General features: G+C 69.6%; 16 protein-coding genes and 1 pseudogene. 8 read left to right on the top strand and 9 right to left on the bottom strand.

The features are described from left to right. Positions 1 to 22 precede the first annotated feature (22 nt). The 5 genes and pseudogenes from ACN26Z_RS12950 to ACN26Z_RS12930 all read left to right on the top strand — a co-directional run bounded on the left by ACN26Z_RS12950 (position 23) and on the right by ACN26Z_RS12930 (position 4,051). Positions 23 to 1,483, top strand: a complete 1,461-nt coding sequence (locus ACN26Z_RS12950) for an NAD-dependent succinate-semialdehyde dehydrogenase (RefSeq protein ID WP_421461389.1) — start codon at positions 23 to 25, stop codon at positions 1,481 to 1,483. Beyond that, the gene (locus tag ACN26Z_RS12945; protein WP_421461387.1) at positions 1,480 to 1,767 is read left to right on the top strand and encodes a hypothetical protein; all 288 of its coding nucleotides are present in this window, start codon (positions 1,480 to 1,482) and stop codon (positions 1,765 to 1,767) included. Before ACN26Z_RS12950 ends, ACN26Z_RS12945 begins: the two co-directional genes overlap by 4 nt. A gap of 1 nt (position 1,768) precedes the next feature. After that, positions 1,769 to 3,022, top strand: coding sequence for an iron-containing alcohol dehydrogenase (locus ACN26Z_RS12940; protein ID WP_093409645.1), 1,254 nt, complete (start codon positions 1,769 to 1,771; stop codon positions 3,020 to 3,022). Positions 3,023 to 3,143: 121 nt separating this feature from the next. Continuing rightward, a pseudogene (locus ACN26Z_RS12935) lies at positions 3,144 to 3,657 on the top strand (ATP-binding cassette domain-containing protein); the annotation flags it as partial. Between the two features lie 211 nt (positions 3,658 to 3,868). Continuing rightward, positions 3,869 to 4,051 carry an antitoxin gene (locus tag ACN26Z_RS12930; RefSeq protein ID WP_421461385.1) on the top strand — a complete coding sequence of 61 codons (183 nt, stop codon included), beginning with the start codon at positions 3,869 to 3,871 and terminating at the stop codon, positions 4,049 to 4,051. A 619-nt stretch (positions 4,052 to 4,670) separates the two neighbouring features. Here ACN26Z_RS12930 and ACN26Z_RS12925 read toward each other — a convergent pair. Then, the gene (locus tag ACN26Z_RS12925) at positions 4,671 to 4,991 is read right to left on the bottom strand and encodes an ArsR/SmtB family transcription factor (protein WP_282240535.1); all 321 of its coding nucleotides are present in this window, start codon (positions 4,989 to 4,991) and stop codon (positions 4,671 to 4,673) included. An 87-nt stretch (positions 4,992 to 5,078) separates the two neighbouring features. Here ACN26Z_RS12925 and ACN26Z_RS12920 point away from each other — a divergent pair, with 87 nt between their 5' ends. Next, positions 5,079 to 5,846 (top strand): SDR family NAD(P)-dependent oxidoreductase, encoded by a 768-nt coding sequence (locus ACN26Z_RS12920; protein WP_421461383.1) that lies wholly within the window; start codon positions 5,079 to 5,081, stop codon positions 5,844 to 5,846. A 427-nt stretch (positions 5,847 to 6,273) separates the two neighbouring features. Here the strand turns inward: ACN26Z_RS12920 and ACN26Z_RS12915 are convergent, their stop codons facing one another. Genes ACN26Z_RS12915 through ACN26Z_RS12905 form a run of 3 tightly spaced genes read right to left on the bottom strand, consistent with a single transcriptional unit; the run spans position 6,274 to position 9,781 of the window. Then, positions 6,274 to 7,617, bottom strand: coding sequence for an MFS transporter (locus tag ACN26Z_RS12915; RefSeq protein WP_282239080.1), 1,344 nt, complete (start codon positions 7,615 to 7,617; stop codon positions 6,274 to 6,276). Beyond that, positions 7,614 to 8,441 carry an SDR family NAD(P)-dependent oxidoreductase gene (locus ACN26Z_RS12910; RefSeq protein ID WP_421461381.1) on the bottom strand — a complete coding sequence of 276 codons (828 nt, stop codon included), beginning with the start codon at positions 8,439 to 8,441 and terminating at the stop codon, positions 7,614 to 7,616. Before ACN26Z_RS12910 ends, ACN26Z_RS12915 begins: the two co-directional genes overlap by 4 nt. Continuing rightward, positions 8,438 to 9,781, bottom strand: a complete 1,344-nt coding sequence (locus ACN26Z_RS12905; protein ID WP_421461380.1) for a flavin-containing monooxygenase — start codon at positions 9,779 to 9,781, stop codon at positions 8,438 to 8,440. Before ACN26Z_RS12905 ends, ACN26Z_RS12910 begins: the two co-directional genes overlap by 4 nt. 126 nt (positions 9,782 to 9,907) lie before the next feature. Between ACN26Z_RS12905 and ACN26Z_RS12900 the strand changes: the two genes are divergently transcribed. Both ACN26Z_RS12900 and ACN26Z_RS12895 read left to right on the top strand, forming a co-directional pair. Next, the gene (locus ACN26Z_RS12900; RefSeq protein WP_421461379.1) at positions 9,908 to 11,038 is read left to right on the top strand and encodes a helix-turn-helix domain-containing protein; all 1,131 of its coding nucleotides are present in this window, start codon (positions 9,908 to 9,910) and stop codon (positions 11,036 to 11,038) included. 421 nt (positions 11,039 to 11,459) lie between these two features. Then, positions 11,460 to 12,920, top strand: coding sequence for an SDR family NAD(P)-dependent oxidoreductase (locus tag ACN26Z_RS12895; protein ID WP_421461377.1), 1,461 nt, complete (start codon positions 11,460 to 11,462; stop codon positions 12,918 to 12,920). 340 nt (positions 12,921 to 13,260) lie between these two features. Here ACN26Z_RS12895 and ACN26Z_RS12890 read toward each other — a convergent pair whose 3' ends face one another. The 5 genes from ACN26Z_RS12890 to ACN26Z_RS12870 form a co-directional block, all read right to left on the bottom strand. Continuing rightward, a complete protein-coding gene (locus ACN26Z_RS12890; RefSeq protein WP_421461376.1) occupies positions 13,261 to 13,437 on the bottom strand; it encodes a response regulator transcription factor in 177 nt (58 codons plus the stop codon). Next, positions 13,352 to 13,849 carry a tyrosine-type recombinase/integrase gene (locus ACN26Z_RS12885; protein ID WP_421461375.1) on the bottom strand — a complete coding sequence of 166 codons (498 nt, stop codon included), beginning with the start codon at positions 13,847 to 13,849 and terminating at the stop codon, positions 13,352 to 13,354. Before ACN26Z_RS12885 ends, ACN26Z_RS12890 begins: the two co-directional genes overlap by 86 nt. Positions 13,850 to 13,993: 144 nt before the next feature. Then, positions 13,994 to 14,749: an IS3 family transposase gene (locus tag ACN26Z_RS12880; protein WP_421461374.1), complete on the bottom strand. Its 756-nt coding sequence runs from the start codon at positions 14,747 to 14,749 to the stop codon at positions 13,994 to 13,996. Beyond that, complete coding sequence (locus ACN26Z_RS12875; protein WP_204924187.1) at positions 14,746 to 15,057, bottom strand: transposase; 312 nt, start codon at positions 15,055 to 15,057, stop codon at positions 14,746 to 14,748. The genes ACN26Z_RS12880 and ACN26Z_RS12875 overlap by 4 nt, the downstream gene beginning before the upstream one ends. Positions 15,058 to 15,336: 279 nt before the next feature. After that, on the bottom strand, positions 15,337 to 17,592 hold the full coding sequence (locus ACN26Z_RS12870) for a heavy metal translocating P-type ATPase (protein WP_421461372.1): 2,256 nt from the start codon (positions 17,590 to 17,592) through the stop codon (positions 15,337 to 15,339).

Raw genomic sequence — 17,592 nt, 5'->3', positions numbered from 1 at the left:
GAAGATCAAAGGAGGCGACGCAATGAGTGACCCGATGAGCGTCCTGGCCCCCGAGCACCGGCGACTTCGGATCGGCGACGCCTGGTGCGACGCCACCAGCGGAGCCACCTTTGCCGTCGAGGACCCGGCCACCGGCAAGACCATCGCCGAGGTGGCGGACGCCGACGTCGTCGACGGGCTCGTCGCACTGGACGAGGCGAGCAAGGCAATGGCGGAGTGGGCGGCGACCCCACCACGGAAACGATCAGAGTTGTTGACGGCGACGTACCGGGCACTGACCGAGCGATCCGAGGAGGTCGCCCGACTGATCACGCTCGAGATGGGCAAGCCACTCGCCGAGGCCCGGGCAGAGGTGGCCTACGGCGCCGAGTTCTTCCGCTGGTTCGCCGAGGAGGCGGTGCGGATCGAAGGGCGCTACAGCACCGCCCCCGCAGGTGGATATCGCATCCTCACCGTGCCGAAGCCGGTCGGCCCGTGCGTCTTCGTGACGCCCTGGAACTTCCCGTTGGCCATGGGCGCCCGCAAGATCGCTCCTGCGCTGGCCGCGGGCTGCACGACGATCACCAAGCCAGCAGCCCAGACCCCGCTCACCATGCTGCTCCTGGCCCGCATCATGGAGGAGATCGGCGTCCCCCCGGGCGTCGTCAACGTGGTGACCACCAAGCGGTCCGGCGAGGTGGTCTCCGCACTGCTCGCCGACAGCCGGACCCGCAAGCTCTCGTTCACCGGGTCGACCGAGGTCGGGCGCGTGCTGCTACGACAGGCTGCCGACAACGTACTTCGTACCTCCATGGAACTGGGCGGCAACGCGGCCTTGATCGTGTGTGCCGACGCGGACCTGGATGTGGCGGTCGACGGCGCCATGGTGGCCAAGATGCGCAACATCGGGGAGTCCTGCATCGCGGCCAACCGGATCTACGTCGAGGAGCCGGTGCGCGAGGAGTTCACGGCGCGCTTCGCCGAGCGGATGGGCGCGCTGTCGGTGGGCCATGGGCTCGACGACGGCGTGGACGTCGGGGCGTTGATCGACGAAGCCTCGGTCGCCACGATCGACGAGCTCGTCGCCGACGCGGTCGATCGCGGCGCCCGGGTCTTGGTGGGCGGCGAGCGCCCGGCCGGACCGGGCCACTTCTACCCGCCCACAGTCCTGGTCGACGTGCCCGAAGATGCGCGGATGCTCAAGACCGAGATCTTCGGCCCGGTCGCGCCGATCATCTCGTTCACGTCCGACGACGAGGTGATGGCGAAGGCCAACGACACCGAACACGGCCTGGTCGGATACATCTTCACCCGTGACCTCCAGCGGGCGCTCCGGTTCACCGAGGGGCTGGATACGGGAATGATCGGCATCAACCGTGGTCTGATCTCGGACCCGTCGGCTCCGTTCGGCGGCGTCAAGCAGTCCGGGGTCGGCAAGGAGGGGTCGCACGAGGGCATCCTCGAGTACCTCGACCTCACCTACGCGGCGATCGACCTGCCGTGACCGACCCGCCGCTCCGGGCGCCCGCCGAGAATCATCGCGCCCTGCGTACGTACGACCTGACCGGTCTGCGCCCGGCGGACGGACCCCGGGTCATGGCCGGCACGAACCCGCTGGCGCCAGTGGTGCCGGCCACTCCCCCGGCGCGCCAACCACGGCTGCGGCCACGAGTCCGGGTACCCGGCGCGCGCGCCTGCGGCACCCGGGCGGCCACCCTCGCCGACGCCGTCCAGGTGACCTGGACGTCCGCCCTGCACATCGCCGCCGACGTTTCGGAGAGGCACTGACATGCTTGAGACCGTCCGCGGACCACGCCAGCTGATAGTGGGCGAAGGGGTCGCACAGAACATCCCACGAGTGGTGGCCGAGAGTGGCTCACGCGTCCTCATCTTGACCGACCAGGTCCTTCTGCGGCAGCCGGGCGTGGCCGAGATCGTGGCCGCCGTGCAGGAGAAGGCCGACGTCGTCAAGGTGTTCTCTGACGCGACTCCGGACGTGCCACTCACCGATGTCGATCTGGCTGTCTCAGCCGCCGCCGAGGTGGACGCCGACGTGATCCTCGCCATCGGGGGTGGCACGGTCATCGACCTCGCCAAGATCGTCGGCGTCATCCGGCGGCACGGTGGGACGCCACGCGACTTCTACGGCGAGTCGAAGGTGCCGGGGCCGACGATCCCTCTCATCGCTGTCCCGACGACGTCAGGCACCGGCTCCGAGCTCACACCCGTCTCGGTGTTGACCGACCCGGACCGCGAGCTGAAGGTGGGGGTTTCCAGCGTCTACATCGTGCCCGACTTCGCCATCGTCGACCCCGAACTCACGTACACCTGCCCGGCGACCGTCACCGCCCACTCCGGCATCGACGCGTTCTGTCACGCGGTGGAAAGCTACACCGCGCGACCCCGGGCCCACGGGCCGCGCGACCCGGTGGAGCAGGTGTTCCTCGGCCGCAACCCGATCACCGACCACTACGCGCTCCTGGCCGCGGAGCGGATCGCCCGTAGCCTGCATCGTGCTGTCAGGGACGGAGGCGACACGGACGCGCGCGCAGACATGTCCTACGGGTCCATGCTCGCCGGGATCGCCTTTTCCCACGCGGGCAACGCGGCCCCGCACGCTCTCCAGTACCCCATCGGCGCAGCCACGCACACGCCGCACGGCCTGGGCGTCGGGCTGCTGCTGCCGTACGCGCTGGACGCGGCCAAGGACGCCGTCGCCGACCGGTTGGCCATCCTCGCCGGGGTCTGCGGGCTCGACGTGACCGATGCCTCGGACGCTGAGGCCGCGGACACGTTCCTCACCTGGCTCGACAGACTCCTCGCCGACATCGGCATCCCGCCCACCTTGGCGGACATCGGCGTGGCCCGCGCCGACCTCCCCCGTTTCGCGCAGATGGCAAGCGGCGTGACCCGCTTGATCCAGAACCATCCAGGCCCGACCGACACCGCCAGCCTGACCGCGATCCTGGAAGCGGCCTGGACCGGGGACCGGGCCCGAAGCGCCCTCACGTCGAGCAGAAACAGTGACCGGCCTTCCACTTGACGCCGAGTCCCACGCCGTCCTGCTGAGTAGGTGTGCGATCGTCAGGCGTGTTCTCCCCCGGCCGCCTCAGCCACGATCCAGCCAGATCAGCCGGTGAAATCAGCGGCGTACGCCGCGAGCGATATGCCACCCCGCCGACGGTCCCCCAGCCCGCAGCCCCCGGGCCGTCGGCGTGACCACGCTGAACGAGGTCTCGCTCACGGTCAAGCCCGGCGGAAAGATCGGTGTGATCGGCGACAACGGATCCGGAAAATCCACTCTGCTGCGCCTGCTCGCCTGACGAAGCCGACCCGACAACAGCTCCGTCACCGTCGCCCGGTGGCGTCGACTATCTGGCCCAGACCCTGGACCTGCCCGGAACGGCCCTCGTCGGCGACGCCGTCGATCTCGCGCTGGCGGACCTGCGCGACCTGGAGCGCCGGATACGGCAGGCCGAGCTCGGCCTGGGTGATGCCACACCCGCCGAGCTGCCCCTCTACGGCGAACTGGTCGCCCGGTTGGAAGCCCGCGAGGGGTATCAGGCCGACACCCGGGTCGAGATCATGCTGAACGCACTCGGCCTGCCCGGACTGGACCGCAACCGCCTGCTGGGCACCTTGTCGGGCGGGCTGAGGTCCCGGCTCGCGCTGGCCGCGGCTTCCGAGGTGCTCTCCCGTGTAGCAGGTGGCGTTGATTCCACATGCTAAGGCGGCGACATCCGGCCATTCCTCCCGCTCTCAGGCCGGGTACCCCCGGTGTATCCCCTGCAGCCCGGCGATACGAGGCGTTTCGTGCCGATCTGTCGGCGTTTCCGGTGCCGGGGCAAGGGAACCTGACAGAGGTGGCCCTACGAGAAGGAGGATCGTTGTGGGTGACTTTATGAGCAAGGCCAAGGATTTCGCGGACAAGCACGACAAGCAGGTTGACCAAGGGCTGGAGCGGGCCGGTGACATGGCCGACAAGCGCACCGGCGGCAAGTACGACCAGCACATCGACAAGGGTGTGAACCAGGCCCAGGAGCGTACCGGCGAGGGTGACCAGGTGCGCTGACGCCAATGCGGGTCCCGGGCCGTCGCTTTCAAAGGGTTGGCCCGGGCCCGCCCGTCGGCCTGGTCGCGCAGGTCGCCGTCCCAATATCGATTCGGGGTGGTCTGCGAGCCGAGCGGCGTGCTTCCGAATCCGGACTCGTGTCGCACCTGGTCGGAGGCCATCGTCTCGCCCCCTTCCTGCCGCTGGAGCAGGCTTGGCCGTCGTCGACGCGCTGCCTCAGGCCGTCAGATCCCGACGTGACCAGGGAATGGACCACCGCTTACCCGGACGGGGCCGCGCGGATTCTGCTCGGGCGGCGGCGTTCGTTGCGGGTCACCAGTCCATCGCGTCCCGCTCCCTACCAGCAGAACACCCGTCACCAAGGGAGCGGCGCGCTCCTACCATCGCCGCACGCCCGCCGCAGGCATGGGGGTTCGTGTCGGTAGGACGACGTCGACCACGAATCCATGATCGTCGTTCGCGGCGAACTGCAACTCACGCCCAGGTAACCCGGCCCCCGGCGTCGGCGAGCAGCACGTAGTAGGCCCGGGCACTCGCGCGCCACGCGCAGGGACCGACCCGCCCGCGCCGACGCCCGCTCGGAGTGGCCAGAAGTGGTTCCTACCTTGGCGCCGTTGTGTCACGTGAGCGGGCGGCCGGTCGCGAGTCCAACCTGGTTGCCGACGTCCTCGCTGTCTGCGGCGGTCAGCACGGCGTCCAACAGACCGGGGAAACGGGCGTTCAGGTCCTCACGGCGCAGCACGACGTAACACCGGGTGCCTTCCTGGCGAGTGCGGGTGAGCCCCGCAGCGCGCAGCACCCGCAGATGGTGGCTCAGCGTCGACTTGGACACCGGCGTTCGCAGCTCTCCCCAGCCGCGTTCGTGGCCGTCGGACAGCAGTCGGACCAGGCCGATCCGGAGCGGGTCGCTCAGCGCGGCCATCACGTCGGTGAGGGTCATCTCGGCGAGTTCCGGGTGCTGCGGATCTTTCACCCGACCATGATAGCTTGTTCGATGTTCTACGAATATCGAACAAGAGGTGGAGTTGTGACCACACCCCCAGACACCGGCCCATTCACCGGTCGCGTGGCCGTCATCACCGGAGCAGGATCAGGAATCGGCCGCGCGGCCACGATCGCGTTTGCCGAAGCCGGCGCGCACGTCCTCGGTGTCGGACGCCGCGCGGAGGCACTGCACCGCACCGCGCAAGAGCATCCCGGCATCGCCGTTCTCGCCACCGACATCCGCGCGACCCACGCCGGCCAGGCGATCATCGACGCCGCCGTCGACCGGTGGGGTCGGGTAGACGTGCTGGTCAACAATGCTGGCGCCACCGCCGTCATGCCGCTCGCCGACACGGTCGCGGACCGCATCACCGAGATGTTCGACCTCCACGTCACCGCACCCAGCATGCTCGCCCACGCGGCTCTACCCCACCTGCGGCGCACCCGCGGCACCATCATCAACATCTCCAGCACCTACGGCCATCGCCCGGTGGCCGGCGCCGCCCACTACGCCGCGTCCAAAGCCGCCCTCGAACAGCTCACCCGATGCTGGGCACTGGAACTGGCCACCGACGGCATCCGGGTCAACGCCCTGGCCCCCGGCCCCACCGAAAGCGAAGCCCTGCGCGCCGCCGGCCTGCCCGCACCCATGGTCAACCAGATCAAACAGGACGAAGCCGCGCGCATCCCACTGGGCCGCCGCGGCCACCCCGACGACGTGGCCAGATGGGTGCTCCGGCTCGCCGACCCCGCCGCCACCTGGCTCACCGGACAAGTCCTCACCATCGACGGCGGCCTCGAACTCACCTGAGAGCAGCAACTCGGCTGGCCAACGGCCGCAGCCTGAGCCCACGACTCGGAACTCAGACAGCGTGACGAAGTCGGTCGATCAGCCGAGCACATCCGATAGCCGCAGACCGGGCGCAACGTTCGGTCGCGCCCACCATGATGCCCGATGGCGGGCGGGCGTCCTGGCCGGGCATCCAGGTACCGCCCGGTATGAGCAACCTACGGCGTGCGCCGGGTCCTCTTCGAACGCCTCGCCGACTGACCAGTCGTCGATGCGGCGGTGCGGGACGCTTTGGCAGCGGTGGCACCGCGTGATCGCCGAACCCGAACCGGCTCGATGCCGGCAACGTCAGCCCCCATTCTGGCTGCTGGCTCCCCGCCCGATGCTCGGGACGCTGGCCATGCAGGCTTTCGCTCGGCGACCGGTGCCCGGCCTGAGCACGCAACGCTCAACCGGTGTGGCGTGTCCGATCCAGCTTCCAGCGCACTTGGAATGTCAGCGCCGCGGCCATCAGCACCGCCGGGACCACGGTGAAGCCGATCAACAGGGCGGTGTGGGCGGACTCCGGCTGCGTCACGGTCTGCCCCTCGGTGGTGGCGATGAAGCCGCCTAGGGCGAGCACGGCCGAGTACACGTACGGGCCGATTGCGGTGCCGGTGGCTTCGGTGGCGGTCCAGACACCGGTGTAGGCGCCAGCCCGGACGGTGCCACGCTGCTCGGCGGCCGCGACCGCGTCCGGGACCATCGAGAACGCGAACAGCTGCAGCCCGGCGAACGCGATGCCCAGGACGCCGACCACCGCGACAGCCGGCCCGGTGCCGTAGCCGAGCAGCGGCGCCAGCGAACCGGCCACGAAGACCGCCTGGCAGATCAGCAGGCCACGCTGCTTGCCGATGCGCCTGGACACCTGCATCCACACCGGACCGGCGACGACCGCTGGACCGAGGAACGCCCCCATGAACAGGGCGGTTAGCCCAGAGTTCTCGAAGACGTACTTGGTGTAGAACGGCAGCGCTGCGAGGAACAGGTGAGTAGTGGTGCCGGTGAACAGGTAGGACAGCACCAGCGCGCGGAAGTCGGGATCCCGCCAGGCGACCGCGATGTCACCGATGGTCGAGTGGGCCGCCTGCTGGTCGGGCATCCGGAAACCGGCGTGGGCAGTGAGACGCCGTACCCCGGTCAGTGCGACCAGCCCGGAGATCACCATGACGCCGGAGAGCAGCAGGGCCATCCAGCCGTAGTCGCCGCGCCGTCCCGACTCCACCAGCGCCGGTGCGGCCACACCGGCACCAAGCAACCCGAGGGTGAGGAAAAGCATCCGGAACATGAACACCCGGGTGCGCTCGTGGTACCCGACTCGAAGATCGGACGGGGTGGTCAGGTAGGGCACCTGGAAACACGCGAAGAACAGGTTGCCGGCGATGAACCAGCCGCCCACCCAGAGCGCCGCCGATGCGCCGGAGAAACCGGCGGGCACCGAGAACATCGCCACCATGGCCACCGGAAGCAGCAGACCGACCCGCAGCATGCCGAGCCGGTGTCCGCTGCTGCGCGCTTCCCGGTCGGATCGGCTGCCCAGCATCGGATGCACGATGATGTCGATGATCTTCGGCAGCAGCAGGGTGAGACCGGCCAGGAACGGCGAGACACCGAGCGTATTGGTGAGGAAATAGAGCAACAGCAGGCCGGGAACGGTTACCCAGACGCCCATCCCGACCGAACCGGTGGCGTACGCGATCAGGTCACCTGCCCTGCTTCGTACCTCGCCCGCCGCCCCGCGCAGCGCCGTCATCGGGTCGCCTCGTGCCGTGCGACCACACCCGCGGCCAACTCGGCGCCCTGGAACGCGCCGGAGCGGACCCGGCCGGCGAGGATGCGCGCCACGATCCGATCGGTCAGCGCGGGCAGGTGACGGGCCAGGAAGAACTCGACCGCGCCCCGCCGGGTGGTGGGTAGATCACGGCGAGGACGACGACTGAGCGCGGCGCGCAGCACGGTCCGGACCACCCCGTCCAGCGGCTCGTATTGGCTCATGCCCTCCAGCGACAGCCCGGCCGCGGCCGTCGAGTCGTGGATCGGGCTTCGTACCGCCGACGGGTACACGCAGGTGACGCCGACATGGGTGCCGAGCTCCAGACGCAGCGCGTCCGCGTACGCGACCAGGGCGCGCTTGGAGGCACCGTACGCAGCGGCCAGCGGCAACTGCATGACGGCCATCCGCGAGCTGAGCATGACTATCCGGCCACCAGAGGCGACCAGCGCGTCCACACATGCGGCGGTGACCCGCCAGGTGCCCAGCAGGTTGATGTCGAGCTGGCGGCGTACTTCCGCGCCCGGCGCCAGTTCGGCCGGGGCCGGCCCACCGATCCCGGCGTTGTTGATCAGCAGGTCGAGCCCACCGAGCTGGTCAATTGCTTCGCGTACCACCGCCGGCACCGCGTCGTCGTCGGTGATGTCGCAGGCCAGGACCCGGACCGGGTCATCGGCACGGGAGGCCAGGTCCAACCCGACGACCTTGGCCCCGAGTTCGTCCAGCCGGGCACAGATGGCCCGGCCGAACGTGCCGGAGGCACCGGTGACGAGGACACGCAATCCGCGGGGGTCTCGGGCGCTCAAACCACACTCTCCTCGGCGGTGAAGGTGCGTCCGCCCCGGGCGAGGCGATTCCGGCCAGCCGCGATCTCCCTGAGCAGGTCGGCGACGTACCTGTCGAAATCGATACGCATGTGCGGCCGCGCGTTCGTGCCCCACCGTGCGATGGCGGCGCGCAAGGCTCGCTGCACGGCGTGCTGCTGTTCGTCGATGCCGGGCAGGGCATAGCCGCCGGAGAGATACGCGGCGACCAGTTTCGCCTGGACCTCCACGACCGGCAGAGCGGCACCGGTGGACTGCATCAGGCCGACGAATGCCAGGCTGGGGTCGTCGAGATGGAAGACCCGCTGGTACAGCAGCAACTGTTGGGGGTCGGGGCCCAGCCATTGAGGGGACAGGAACGGGATACTCACCCGGTACCCGGTGGCCCAGACGATCACGTCGACCGGGTCGGCGCTGCCGTCGGTGAACATCACCCGTTCCCCGTCCAGCCGTTCGATGCCGGGACGTGGGGTCACCTCGCCGTGGGTGAGCCGGTGCAGGATCGTGTCGCTGATCGTCGGATGGTTCTGGAACAGGCCACCGGCCGGGGCGGGTAAGCCGTACCTCTGCGGGGTCCCGACAGCGAGCCGCAACAGGGTCTCGGCGATGCGCTGCCGCAGCCGCCACGGCAGGGCGGCGAGGGCACCGCCGGTCGCGTCGGCCGGGCGGCCGAACAGGTACTTGGGGACGATGTGGACGCCGCGCCGGGCGGAGAGCAGGACCGGCCCCCGAGCGACGTGCGAGGCGTCCACCGCGATGTCCATGGCCGAGTTGCCCATGCCGACGATCAGCACCCGCCGATCCAGGAAGACGTCCGGAGTGCGGTAGTCGTGGGCGTGCATCTGGGTGCCGTGGAACGTGCCCGGATAAGCCGGATCCGGATAGCGCGGATCCCAGTTGTGGCCGTTCGCGACCACCACGGCGTCGTACCGCTCGGTGTCACCGGACTCGGTCGTCACCGCCCAGACCCGGTCACGCTCGACGCGGGTGACCGTGCTCCCGAACCGGATGTGCGGAATGAGCCCGAACGACTGCGCATAGTCGGCCAGGTAACTGGCGACGCGACTGGCCGACGGATAGTCGGGCCAGTCCGCGGGCATCGGAAAATCCGCGAACTCGGTGCGGCGTTTGCTGGTGTTCAAGTGCAGGGAGGCGTACGCCGGAGACAGGCCGCTGCTGTTGTCCCTGACCCACAGGCCACCGGGCCGGTCACCCTTTTCGTACGCCACCACCGCACAACCGGCGTCGAGCAGCGCCTTCACCGTGGCGAGACCGGCCGCTCCCGCACCGATCACCGCCACCCGACTCGAAGAAACGGCCATGGTGCTCCTCGACGGTTGTAGCTTCCGCCAAACCGTAGGGCCTGGCACGGGGGCGATCACATGGCGTGGAGCACGCAGTTTCGGGTTCTTGTTGTAGCGCAGCACAACGGCGGAGAGCATGACAGGATGACGCATCCGGACGGCTGGACGACGATGGTGAACCTGATCGAACGCGTCGTGGGCGATGACGAACTGCTGCCCTCGGTGGTCGCCGGAGTCCGTACCACCGTGCGGGAGGTCTCCGCACTGCCCACCTCCGACATCGCCGGGCACACCCGCGCTCTGCTGGTGGCCGCAACCCGCGCACTGGCCGCACGGCGCGGCCCCACCGAAGCTGAGCTGTCGTTCGTCGCGGACCTCGGTGTCACCCGTGCCCGGCAGGGCGTGCCGATCGAATCGGTGCTGGGCGCGATCCACGTCGCCGAGCGCGCGATCTGGGCCCGGGCCCGGGAACTCGCCCGGGACCAAGGCGTCAGCGCCGAGCAACTGCTGGACGTCCGGGACCTTTACGACGACTGGGCCGAGGCCGTCCGGGCCCGGCTGATCAGCGCGCATCGGGCTACCGGAGCCAGCACGGATCCGCTTCCCGGGCGCCGGGACACGGCACTGCTGCGGCGGCTGCTCCAGGGTGGTTCGGCGGCCACGCTGGCAGCCGCCGAGGCCGGCCTTCCGGTCACCGACGGGCTGTGGGTGCTCGTCGCCCGGCCCGGGGAGACCGCCGCCGGCATCGAACGAGCCGTGCGCGAGCACCCGCCGGTGCTGTGCGCAACCGTGGACGACCTGATGGTCGGAGTTCTGTCCCGGGCTCCGTCCGCCCGCCTGAAGGGGACCGCGGCCGTGGCAGGGCTCGCCGGTCCGGCCGAACCGGAGAAACTCGCGCCGGTGCAGCGGCTCGCCACCGCGGCCCTGACCGCCGCCGAGTCCACCGGCCGCACCGGACTGATCCACATTGCCGATGTGGCCTGGCTGGCGGCGTTGACCGAGCGGGCAGACCTGGCAACGGTGCTGCTCGACCGCTACGCGCCCGCTTGGGCGACACTCGGACCGACTGCCGAATCGGTGGCGCACGCCGTGCTCGCCTGGCTGGAGAGCGACCGCGATGTCGACCTCGCCGGGGCGAGACTTTTCGTGCACCCCAACACGGTTCGCAATCGGGTCCGGCGCTTCGCCGCCGTCACCGGCATCGACCCGGCGGGCACCTTCGGTGCCATGACCGCCTGGTGGCTTTGCCGGACCTGGCTGCGCGACGCGACCTGATCTCGCACCGTGCGGATCACCACCCTCCCACCAGACGGAAAGATCGGAGCCGAAAATGGGGATCGTCGACCACTAGCCTCGATCATTCACCGCTGATGTCGGCCGCTTCGGTCCCGCGCCTGTGATCGCTGGTGTTCGATGCGGTCCGGTCAGGTCATGGTGAGGGGCCGTCTGTCGCGGCGGTGGGTGGTCGGTCCGGTGGTCGGCTCCCCTATGGGACGTGCTGGCCCATCCCCTGCTACCCGCCACAGACGGGCCGGACCTGAACATATAGACCTGGTCCAGGTGTCACCTCTACGGTCTTCGGGCTGGTGAACAGGCGCGGGATGCGTCGGAGGCCGCGCGGTGCGTACAGTTCCGGGTCGGACTTGGGGTGCGCCGGATAGATCCGGCGCAGGGAACGGGACGAGACAGCGACAGCATGACGGCGGACAGAATTACGGAAACCGGTCAATACCGCATTGACCCGGCCCTGCTGGAGACTTGTCTCAGCGTCTTCGAGGCGTTGGAGGACCTGCCTCCCGATCACCCCGACGTGGTGCGGGTGCAGCGGGCCACCGCGAAGCTCTACAAGATGATCAAGCAGCGACGACGTGAGGAACGGCGGGATGCCATCGCGGCAGCCGACCGCGCGGTGACGGCGGCCACCGCCACCGCCGCCCCAGGCCGGATCGACGACGAGACCCAGGGCAACCCACTCGCCTCCCCCACCGTAGGTGCCACGGCCGGCGTCCTGCACAAGCCGCGTGGCTGCTACATCTGCAAGCAGCGCTACCGCGATGTGGATGCCTTCTACCATCAGCTCTGCCCGCCCTGCGCCGCACTGAACCGGGAGCGCCGCGACGCCCGCACCGACCTGACCGGCCGGCGCGCGCTGCTCACCGGCGGCCGGGCGAAGATCGGCATGTACATCGCGCTGCGGCTGCTGCGCGACGGCGCGCACACGACGGTGACCACACGGTTTCCCCACGACGCGGTCCGCCGATTCGCCGCGATGCCCGACAGCGGGCAGTGGCTCCACCGCCTGCGGATCGTCGGGATCGACCTACGCGACCCCGCCCAGGTCATCGCCCTCGCTGACTCGGTAAGCGGCCAGGGACCACTCGACATCCTGATCAACAACGCGGCGCAGACCGTCCGCCGCACGCCTGCGGCGTACGCGCAACTCGTCGCCGCGGAGGCGGCGGCCCTGCCGGACGGCCCACTGCCGGAGATGATCACATTCGCCAAACCGGCCGGCCGGGGCGACCCGGCGGGTAGCCTGACAGCCCCACTGAACTCGCCCACCATCACCCCGCACGCGCTCACCGCGCTGGCGCTGACCAGCGGCTCCGCCTCACCGGCACGGATCGCAACAGCCAGCGCCATCGACGCCGGCGGTCTGGTCCCGGACCTCGACCCGGTCAACAGCTGGGTGCAGCGGGTGCACGAAGTGGACCCGGTCGAACTGCTCGAAGTGCAGCTGTGCAACGTGACCGCGCCGTTCGTCCTGATCAGCCGGCTGCGACCGGCGATGGCCGCAGCGACCGCCCGCCGCAAGTACGTGGTGAACGTGTCGGCGATGGAGGGCCAGTTCGCCCGCGGCTACAAAGGGCCAGGGCACCCACACACCAACATGGCCAAGGCCGCGCTCAACATGCTGACCCGCACCAGCGCCCAGGAGATGCTGGCCGACGGCATCCTCATGACCAGCGTCGACACCGGCTGGATCACCGACGAGCGGCCACACCCCACGAAGATGCGCCTGGCGGACGCCGGCTTCCACGCTCCGCTGGACCTCGTCGACGGCGCGGCCCGGGTCTACGACCCGATCATCCGCGGCGAACAGGGCGAAGACCTGCACGGCTGCTTCCTCAAGGACTACACACCCTGCGCCTGGTGATCGCTGCTGCCCTGCCGAAAACCTCATCCACGCAGGGACCGGGAGCACAGGCCGCGAGGACCCCACGACACGGGTGGTCAAGCCATGGGAGTTCGTGTCGGAGGGGCGACGTCGACCACGAATCCATAATCGTCGTTCGCGGCGAGCTGCGACTCACGCCCAGGTAAACCGGCCGCCGGCGTCGGCGAGCAGGTCGAACGAGCACACGAGCGCGCCCTGCTCTCGGCGGCGGCCGATGACGTACCACTGCGGTCCCGGGCGGCCGGATGGTACTGGTGGCGGCGGTGGCCGTGCTCGCCGGCCTGGCCGCGGCGATCGCACGCGAGCGGCGCCCGTGAGTTCATGACCGCGAGCCGGGCGTGGCGTCGCGTCCCGGGGTGACCAGGCCACTCTCGTACGCGACCACGACGGCCTGTGCTCGGCTGGCGAGGCTAAGCTTGGTCATCGCCCGATGTAGGTGGGTCTTGACCGTCGCCTCGCTGACCACCAGTCCGCGTGCGATGTCGCCGTTGGTCATGCCGGTGCCGATCACCCGCAGCACCTCGATCTCGCGAGCAGTTCGGAGTCAAGGCCGTAGTGCCGCGTTCGGCCAGCCACAGGTTCGGCAGGGCGACGCCCTTGTGCTTGTCCCGGGCCCGCAGATACCGCGACAACGCCCGGGCCGTCTTCGGCCCGAACCGCACCCGCCGATCCTTGGCGCCCTTGCCGTTCAAACGCACCGACTCCGTGTGCAGGTCCACATCAGCGACCAGAAGGTTGCCGACCTCCGACAGGCGTGCGCCGGTGTTGCAGTACACCCGGATCAACGCCTCATCACGCAGGTTCGCGAAGCCTTTGCCCTTGCAGGCGTCGAGAAGCTTGCTGGTGTCCTCGTCACGCATGACCGGAATCAGCTTGCGGGGCGTCTTCGGCTGACGCACCCGCTCCATCGGCGACCGGTCGATGGCCTCCTCGTCGAGGAGCAGCCACTTGAAGCTGGGAGGTTGGGCGATCGGCAGCGGCGTGGAGCGCGGTGAGGGTGAGCCTGACGAGGCGGTCGAGCCCCTCGTCGGACGTCACGGTTGCCGAGGCGGTCAGCGCATGCGCCAGGAGTTGCGGTAGACCAGTTCGATCTTGAACGTCGACCAGAAGTTCTCCATCAGGGCGTTGTCGAACGAGTCGCCGACTGAGCCCATCGAGGGCAGGATCCCGTTGTCGGCCAGGCGTTGCGCGAAGCGGAACGACGTGTAGTTCGAGCCCCTGTCCGAGTGGTGGATCAGTTGGCCGTCGCGGACGTCGCGGGACCAGATGCCGTACTCGAGAGCACCGAGGATCAGGTCGGTGTCGCAGCGGTCGGAGCACCGCCAGCCCACGATGCGGTTGGAGAACACGTCTCGCACCGCGGCGAGCCAGAACACGCCCTCGCCGCAGGGGATACGGGTGGCGTCGGCGACCCACAGCCGGTTCGGTGCCGCGGCGGTGAAGTGCCTGTTGACCAGGTCCGGTGCCGGTGTCGCCTTCGGGTTCGACCGGGTCGAGGGGATGCGCCACTTCTTGCGCAGGAACGCCCCTTGCAGGCCGGCGTCACGCATCAACCGCTCGACCCGCTTGCGGCCCACCTGGCGGCCTTGGCGCCGCAGCATGGCGTGCACTCGCGGACTGCCGTAGGTGCCGCCGGACACATCGTGGATCTCCGCGATCTCCACCGCCAGGTCCGCGTCCTCGCGCCGTCGCGGTGACGGGTTCGCTGCCTGGGCGAGCCACCCGTAGTAGGTCGACACGGCCACGTTGAGGACCCGGAGGACGGGCTCGACCCCGAAGCGGTCGCGTAGCTCGTCGACGAGCGTCATGACCGTCGCCGGGTCGGGTCGAGTTCCGAGGCGAAAAAAGCCGACGCGGCCTTCAGGATCTCATTCGCCCGCTTCAACTCGGCGTTCTCCCGCCGCAGCCGACGCAACTCCTCCACCTCCGAGGTCGTCGGCCGGTCATCACGCTGACCCCGGTCGGCCTCGTCCTGGCGGATCCAGTTCCGCAACGCTTCGTGATGCACCCCAAGCTGCCGCGCCAGCTGGCGGATCACCGGCTTCGGGTCCGACTCCCGATACAACCGCACCGCACGTTCACGCAGCTCATCGGGATACTTCTTCGGTGCTGCCACGGATGACTCCCTTCAGCTCCATCAGAGCATGATCGAAAGCCTCCGAGCTACCGGGGGAACCTCACCTTCGTCGTGGGTCATCTGTTCAGCTATCCGTCAGCTCGTCCGTCATGCCCTCCACGTCCATGGGCCTGTCCCGGGGATCGGGAGGCCGACGAGCGTCCTGAAGACAGCCATTACCGGGGGCGAGCCGTCGCTGGCTGGGACACCCCAGCGGACTTCGAAGGCGATGCGAGGCGCCCATCCGTACCAGCGATGGGCGCCTCGACGTACGGTGCCTTATCCGATGGGGTGGAAACGGCGCAGGCGGAGGCTGTTGGCGACCACGAAGACCGAGGAGAAGGCCATCGCGGCACCGGCGATCATCGGGTTTAGCAGCCCCGCCGCCGCCAGGGGTAGGGCGGCGACGTTGTAGGCGAAGGCCCAGAACAGGTTGCTCTTGATGATCCGCAGGGTGCGCCGGGCCAGCCGGATGGCATCCACGGCGGCGGTCAGGTCGTCCCGGACGAGGGTCAGGTCGGATGCCTCGATCGCCACGTCGGTGCCAGTGCCCATGGCCAGGCCCAGATCGGCCTGGGTGAGCGCGGCGGCGTCGTTGACGCCGTCGCCGACCATCGCCACCACCTTCCCATCGGCTTGGAGGCGCTTGACCACGTCGACCTTGTCGGCGGGCAGCACCTCGGCGATCACCTCGTCGATGCCGACCTCGGCGGCCACCGCGTTCGCGACGGTGGAGTTGTCGCCGGTGAGCAGGATCGGTGTCAGGCCCAGCGCCCGCAGCTGGCCGACCGCCGCCCGGCTGGTCGGCTTGACCACGTCGGCGACGGCGAGGACACCGCGAGCCTGTCCGTCCCAGCCGGCCAGCACGGCGGTACTCCCGGCGGATTCCGCCTGGCCGGCGGCCCGTTCCACCTCGGCGCAAACGTGCAGGCCGCGCTCACGCAGCAGCCGGGCACGGCCCACCACCAGGTCACGGCCCTCGATGAGGCCCGTCACACCGAGGCCTTCGACGTTGGCGAACCCGGTGACCGGCGGCAGCGGCCCCGCGTCGGCGGCGCCGGCGGCGATCGCCTGGGCGATCGGGTGTTCGCTGGCCGCCTCGATCGCCCCGGCGAGCCGAAGCAACTCGTCGGCGTCCTGGCCCTCGATCGGGCGCACGTCGACCAGGGTCATCTTTCCGGTGGTCACGGTGCCGGTCTTGTCGAGCACCACCGTGTCGATCCGCCGGGTCGATTCCAGCACCTCCGGCCCCTTGATCAGAATGCCGAGCTGGGCACCACGCCCGGTGCCGACCAGTAGCGCGGTCGGGGTGGCCAGCCCGAGCGCGCACGGGCAGGCGATGATCAGTACGGCCACCGTGGCGGTGAACGCCGCTGCCAGACCAGCTCCGTTGCCGATCCAGAATCCGAGGGTGCCCGCCGCGAGGGCGATCACGATGGGAACGAACACCCCCGAGATCCGGTCGGCCAGTCGCTGCACCGCGGCCTTGCCGGTCTGCGCCTGCTCGACGAGCTTCGCCATCTGGGCGAGCTGGGTGTCCGCGCCGACGCGAGTGGCGGTGACGACGAGCCGGCCGCCGGCGTTGACGGTGGCACCGACCACCGTGTCGCCGGGGCCGACCTCGATCGGAACGGATTCGCCGGTCAGCATGCTGGCGTCGACCGCCGAGGTCCCCTCGTGCACCGTCCCGTCGGTGGCGATCTTCTCGCCCGGACGCACCACGAACCGGTCCCCCAACACGAGCTGGTCGACCGGGATGCGGATCTCGGCACCGTCGCGGAGCACGGCGACGTCCTTCGCACCGAGTTCCAACAGGGCGCGAAGTGCCGCCCCGGCGGTCCGCTTCGAGCGGGCCTCAAAGTAGCGGCCCGCGAGGATGAACGTCGTGACGCCGGCCGCTGCTTCCAGGTAGATGTGCCCGGCACCGCCGTCTCGGCTGACGTCGAAGCTGAACGGGTGGCTCAGCCCGGGCGTCCCCGCGTCGCCGAGGAACAGCGCCCAGACCGACCAGCCCAACGCGGCGAGGGTGCCCATCGAGACCAGCGTGTCCATGGTGGCGGCGCCGTGGCGCAGGTTGACCAGCGCCGCGCGGTGGAACGGCAGGCCACCCCAGACGACCACCGGGGCGGCCAGGGTCAGCGACAGCCACTGCCAGTAGGTGAACTGCCAGGCCGGCACCATCGCCAGGGCAATCACCGGGACACTCAACACCACGGAGACCCACAGCCGGGTCCGTACGCTGCGCAGTTCGTCGACCGGTTCGGCCGGCTCGGCGATGCTGGCGGGACCTCGCGGGGGTGGCAGGGCGGCACTGTAGCCGGTCTTCTCCACGGTGGCGATCAGGTCGTCCGGAGTGAGGTCGCCGGTGTACTGGACGGTCGCCTTCTCCGTGGCGTAGTTGACCGTGGCCGACACACCGTCCATCCGGTTCAGCTTCTTCTCGATCCGCGCCGCGCAGGAGGCACAGGTCATCCCACCGATGGCCAGCTCGATCTGATTCGCGGCGAGCTGCAAGGGTTTCGCACTGGATGTCAT

The sequence above is a fragment of the Verrucosispora sp. WMMD703 genome, assembly GCF_049178935.1.
Lineage (GTDB): Bacteria > Actinomycetota > Actinomycetes > Mycobacteriales > Micromonosporaceae > Micromonospora > Micromonospora sediminimaris.
Note: the sequence above shows the minus strand (reverse complement) of the source record. Positions and strands in the feature narration are given on the sequence as shown.

What these genes read in the sequence shown, in the direction of transcription:
- ACN26Z_RS12950 (WP_421461389.1), top strand. Translation starts at nt 23, where the DNA reads ATGAGTGACCCGATGAGCGTCCTGGCCCCCGAGCACCGGCGACTTCGG.
- ACN26Z_RS12940 (WP_093409645.1), top strand. Translation starts at nt 1,769, where the DNA reads ATGCTTGAGACCGTCCGCGGACCACGCCAGCTGATAGTGGGCGAAGGG.
- ACN26Z_RS12925 (WP_282240535.1), bottom strand. Translation starts at nt 4,991, where the DNA reads ATGACCCTCACCGACGTGATGGCCGCGCTGAGCGACCCGCTCCGGATC.
- ACN26Z_RS12915 (WP_282239080.1), bottom strand. Translation starts at nt 7,617, where the DNA reads ATGACGGCGCTGCGCGGGGCGGCGGGCGAGGTACGAAGCAGGGCAGGT.
- ACN26Z_RS12905 (WP_421461380.1), bottom strand. Translation starts at nt 9,781, where the DNA reads ATGGCCGTTTCTTCGAGTCGGGTGGCGGTGATCGGTGCGGGAGCGGCC.
- ACN26Z_RS12900 (WP_421461379.1), top strand. Translation starts at nt 9,908, where the DNA reads ATGACGCATCCGGACGGCTGGACGACGATGGTGAACCTGATCGAACGC.
- ACN26Z_RS12895 (WP_421461377.1), top strand. Translation starts at nt 11,460, where the DNA reads ATGACGGCGGACAGAATTACGGAAACCGGTCAATACCGCATTGACCCG.
- ACN26Z_RS12890 (WP_421461376.1), bottom strand. Translation starts at nt 13,437, where the DNA reads ATGACCAACGGCGACATCGCACGCGGACTGGTGGTCAGCGAGGCGACG.
- ACN26Z_RS12885 (WP_421461375.1), bottom strand. Translation starts at nt 13,849, where the DNA reads ATGGAGCGGGTGCGTCAGCCGAAGACGCCCCGCAAGCTGATTCCGGTC.
- ACN26Z_RS12880 (WP_421461374.1), bottom strand. Translation starts at nt 14,749, where the DNA reads ATGACGCTCGTCGACGAGCTACGCGACCGCTTCGGGGTCGAGCCCGTC.
- ACN26Z_RS12870 (WP_421461372.1), bottom strand. Translation starts at nt 17,592, where the DNA reads ATGACATCCAGTGCGAAACCCTTGCAGCTCGCCGCGAATCAGATCGAG.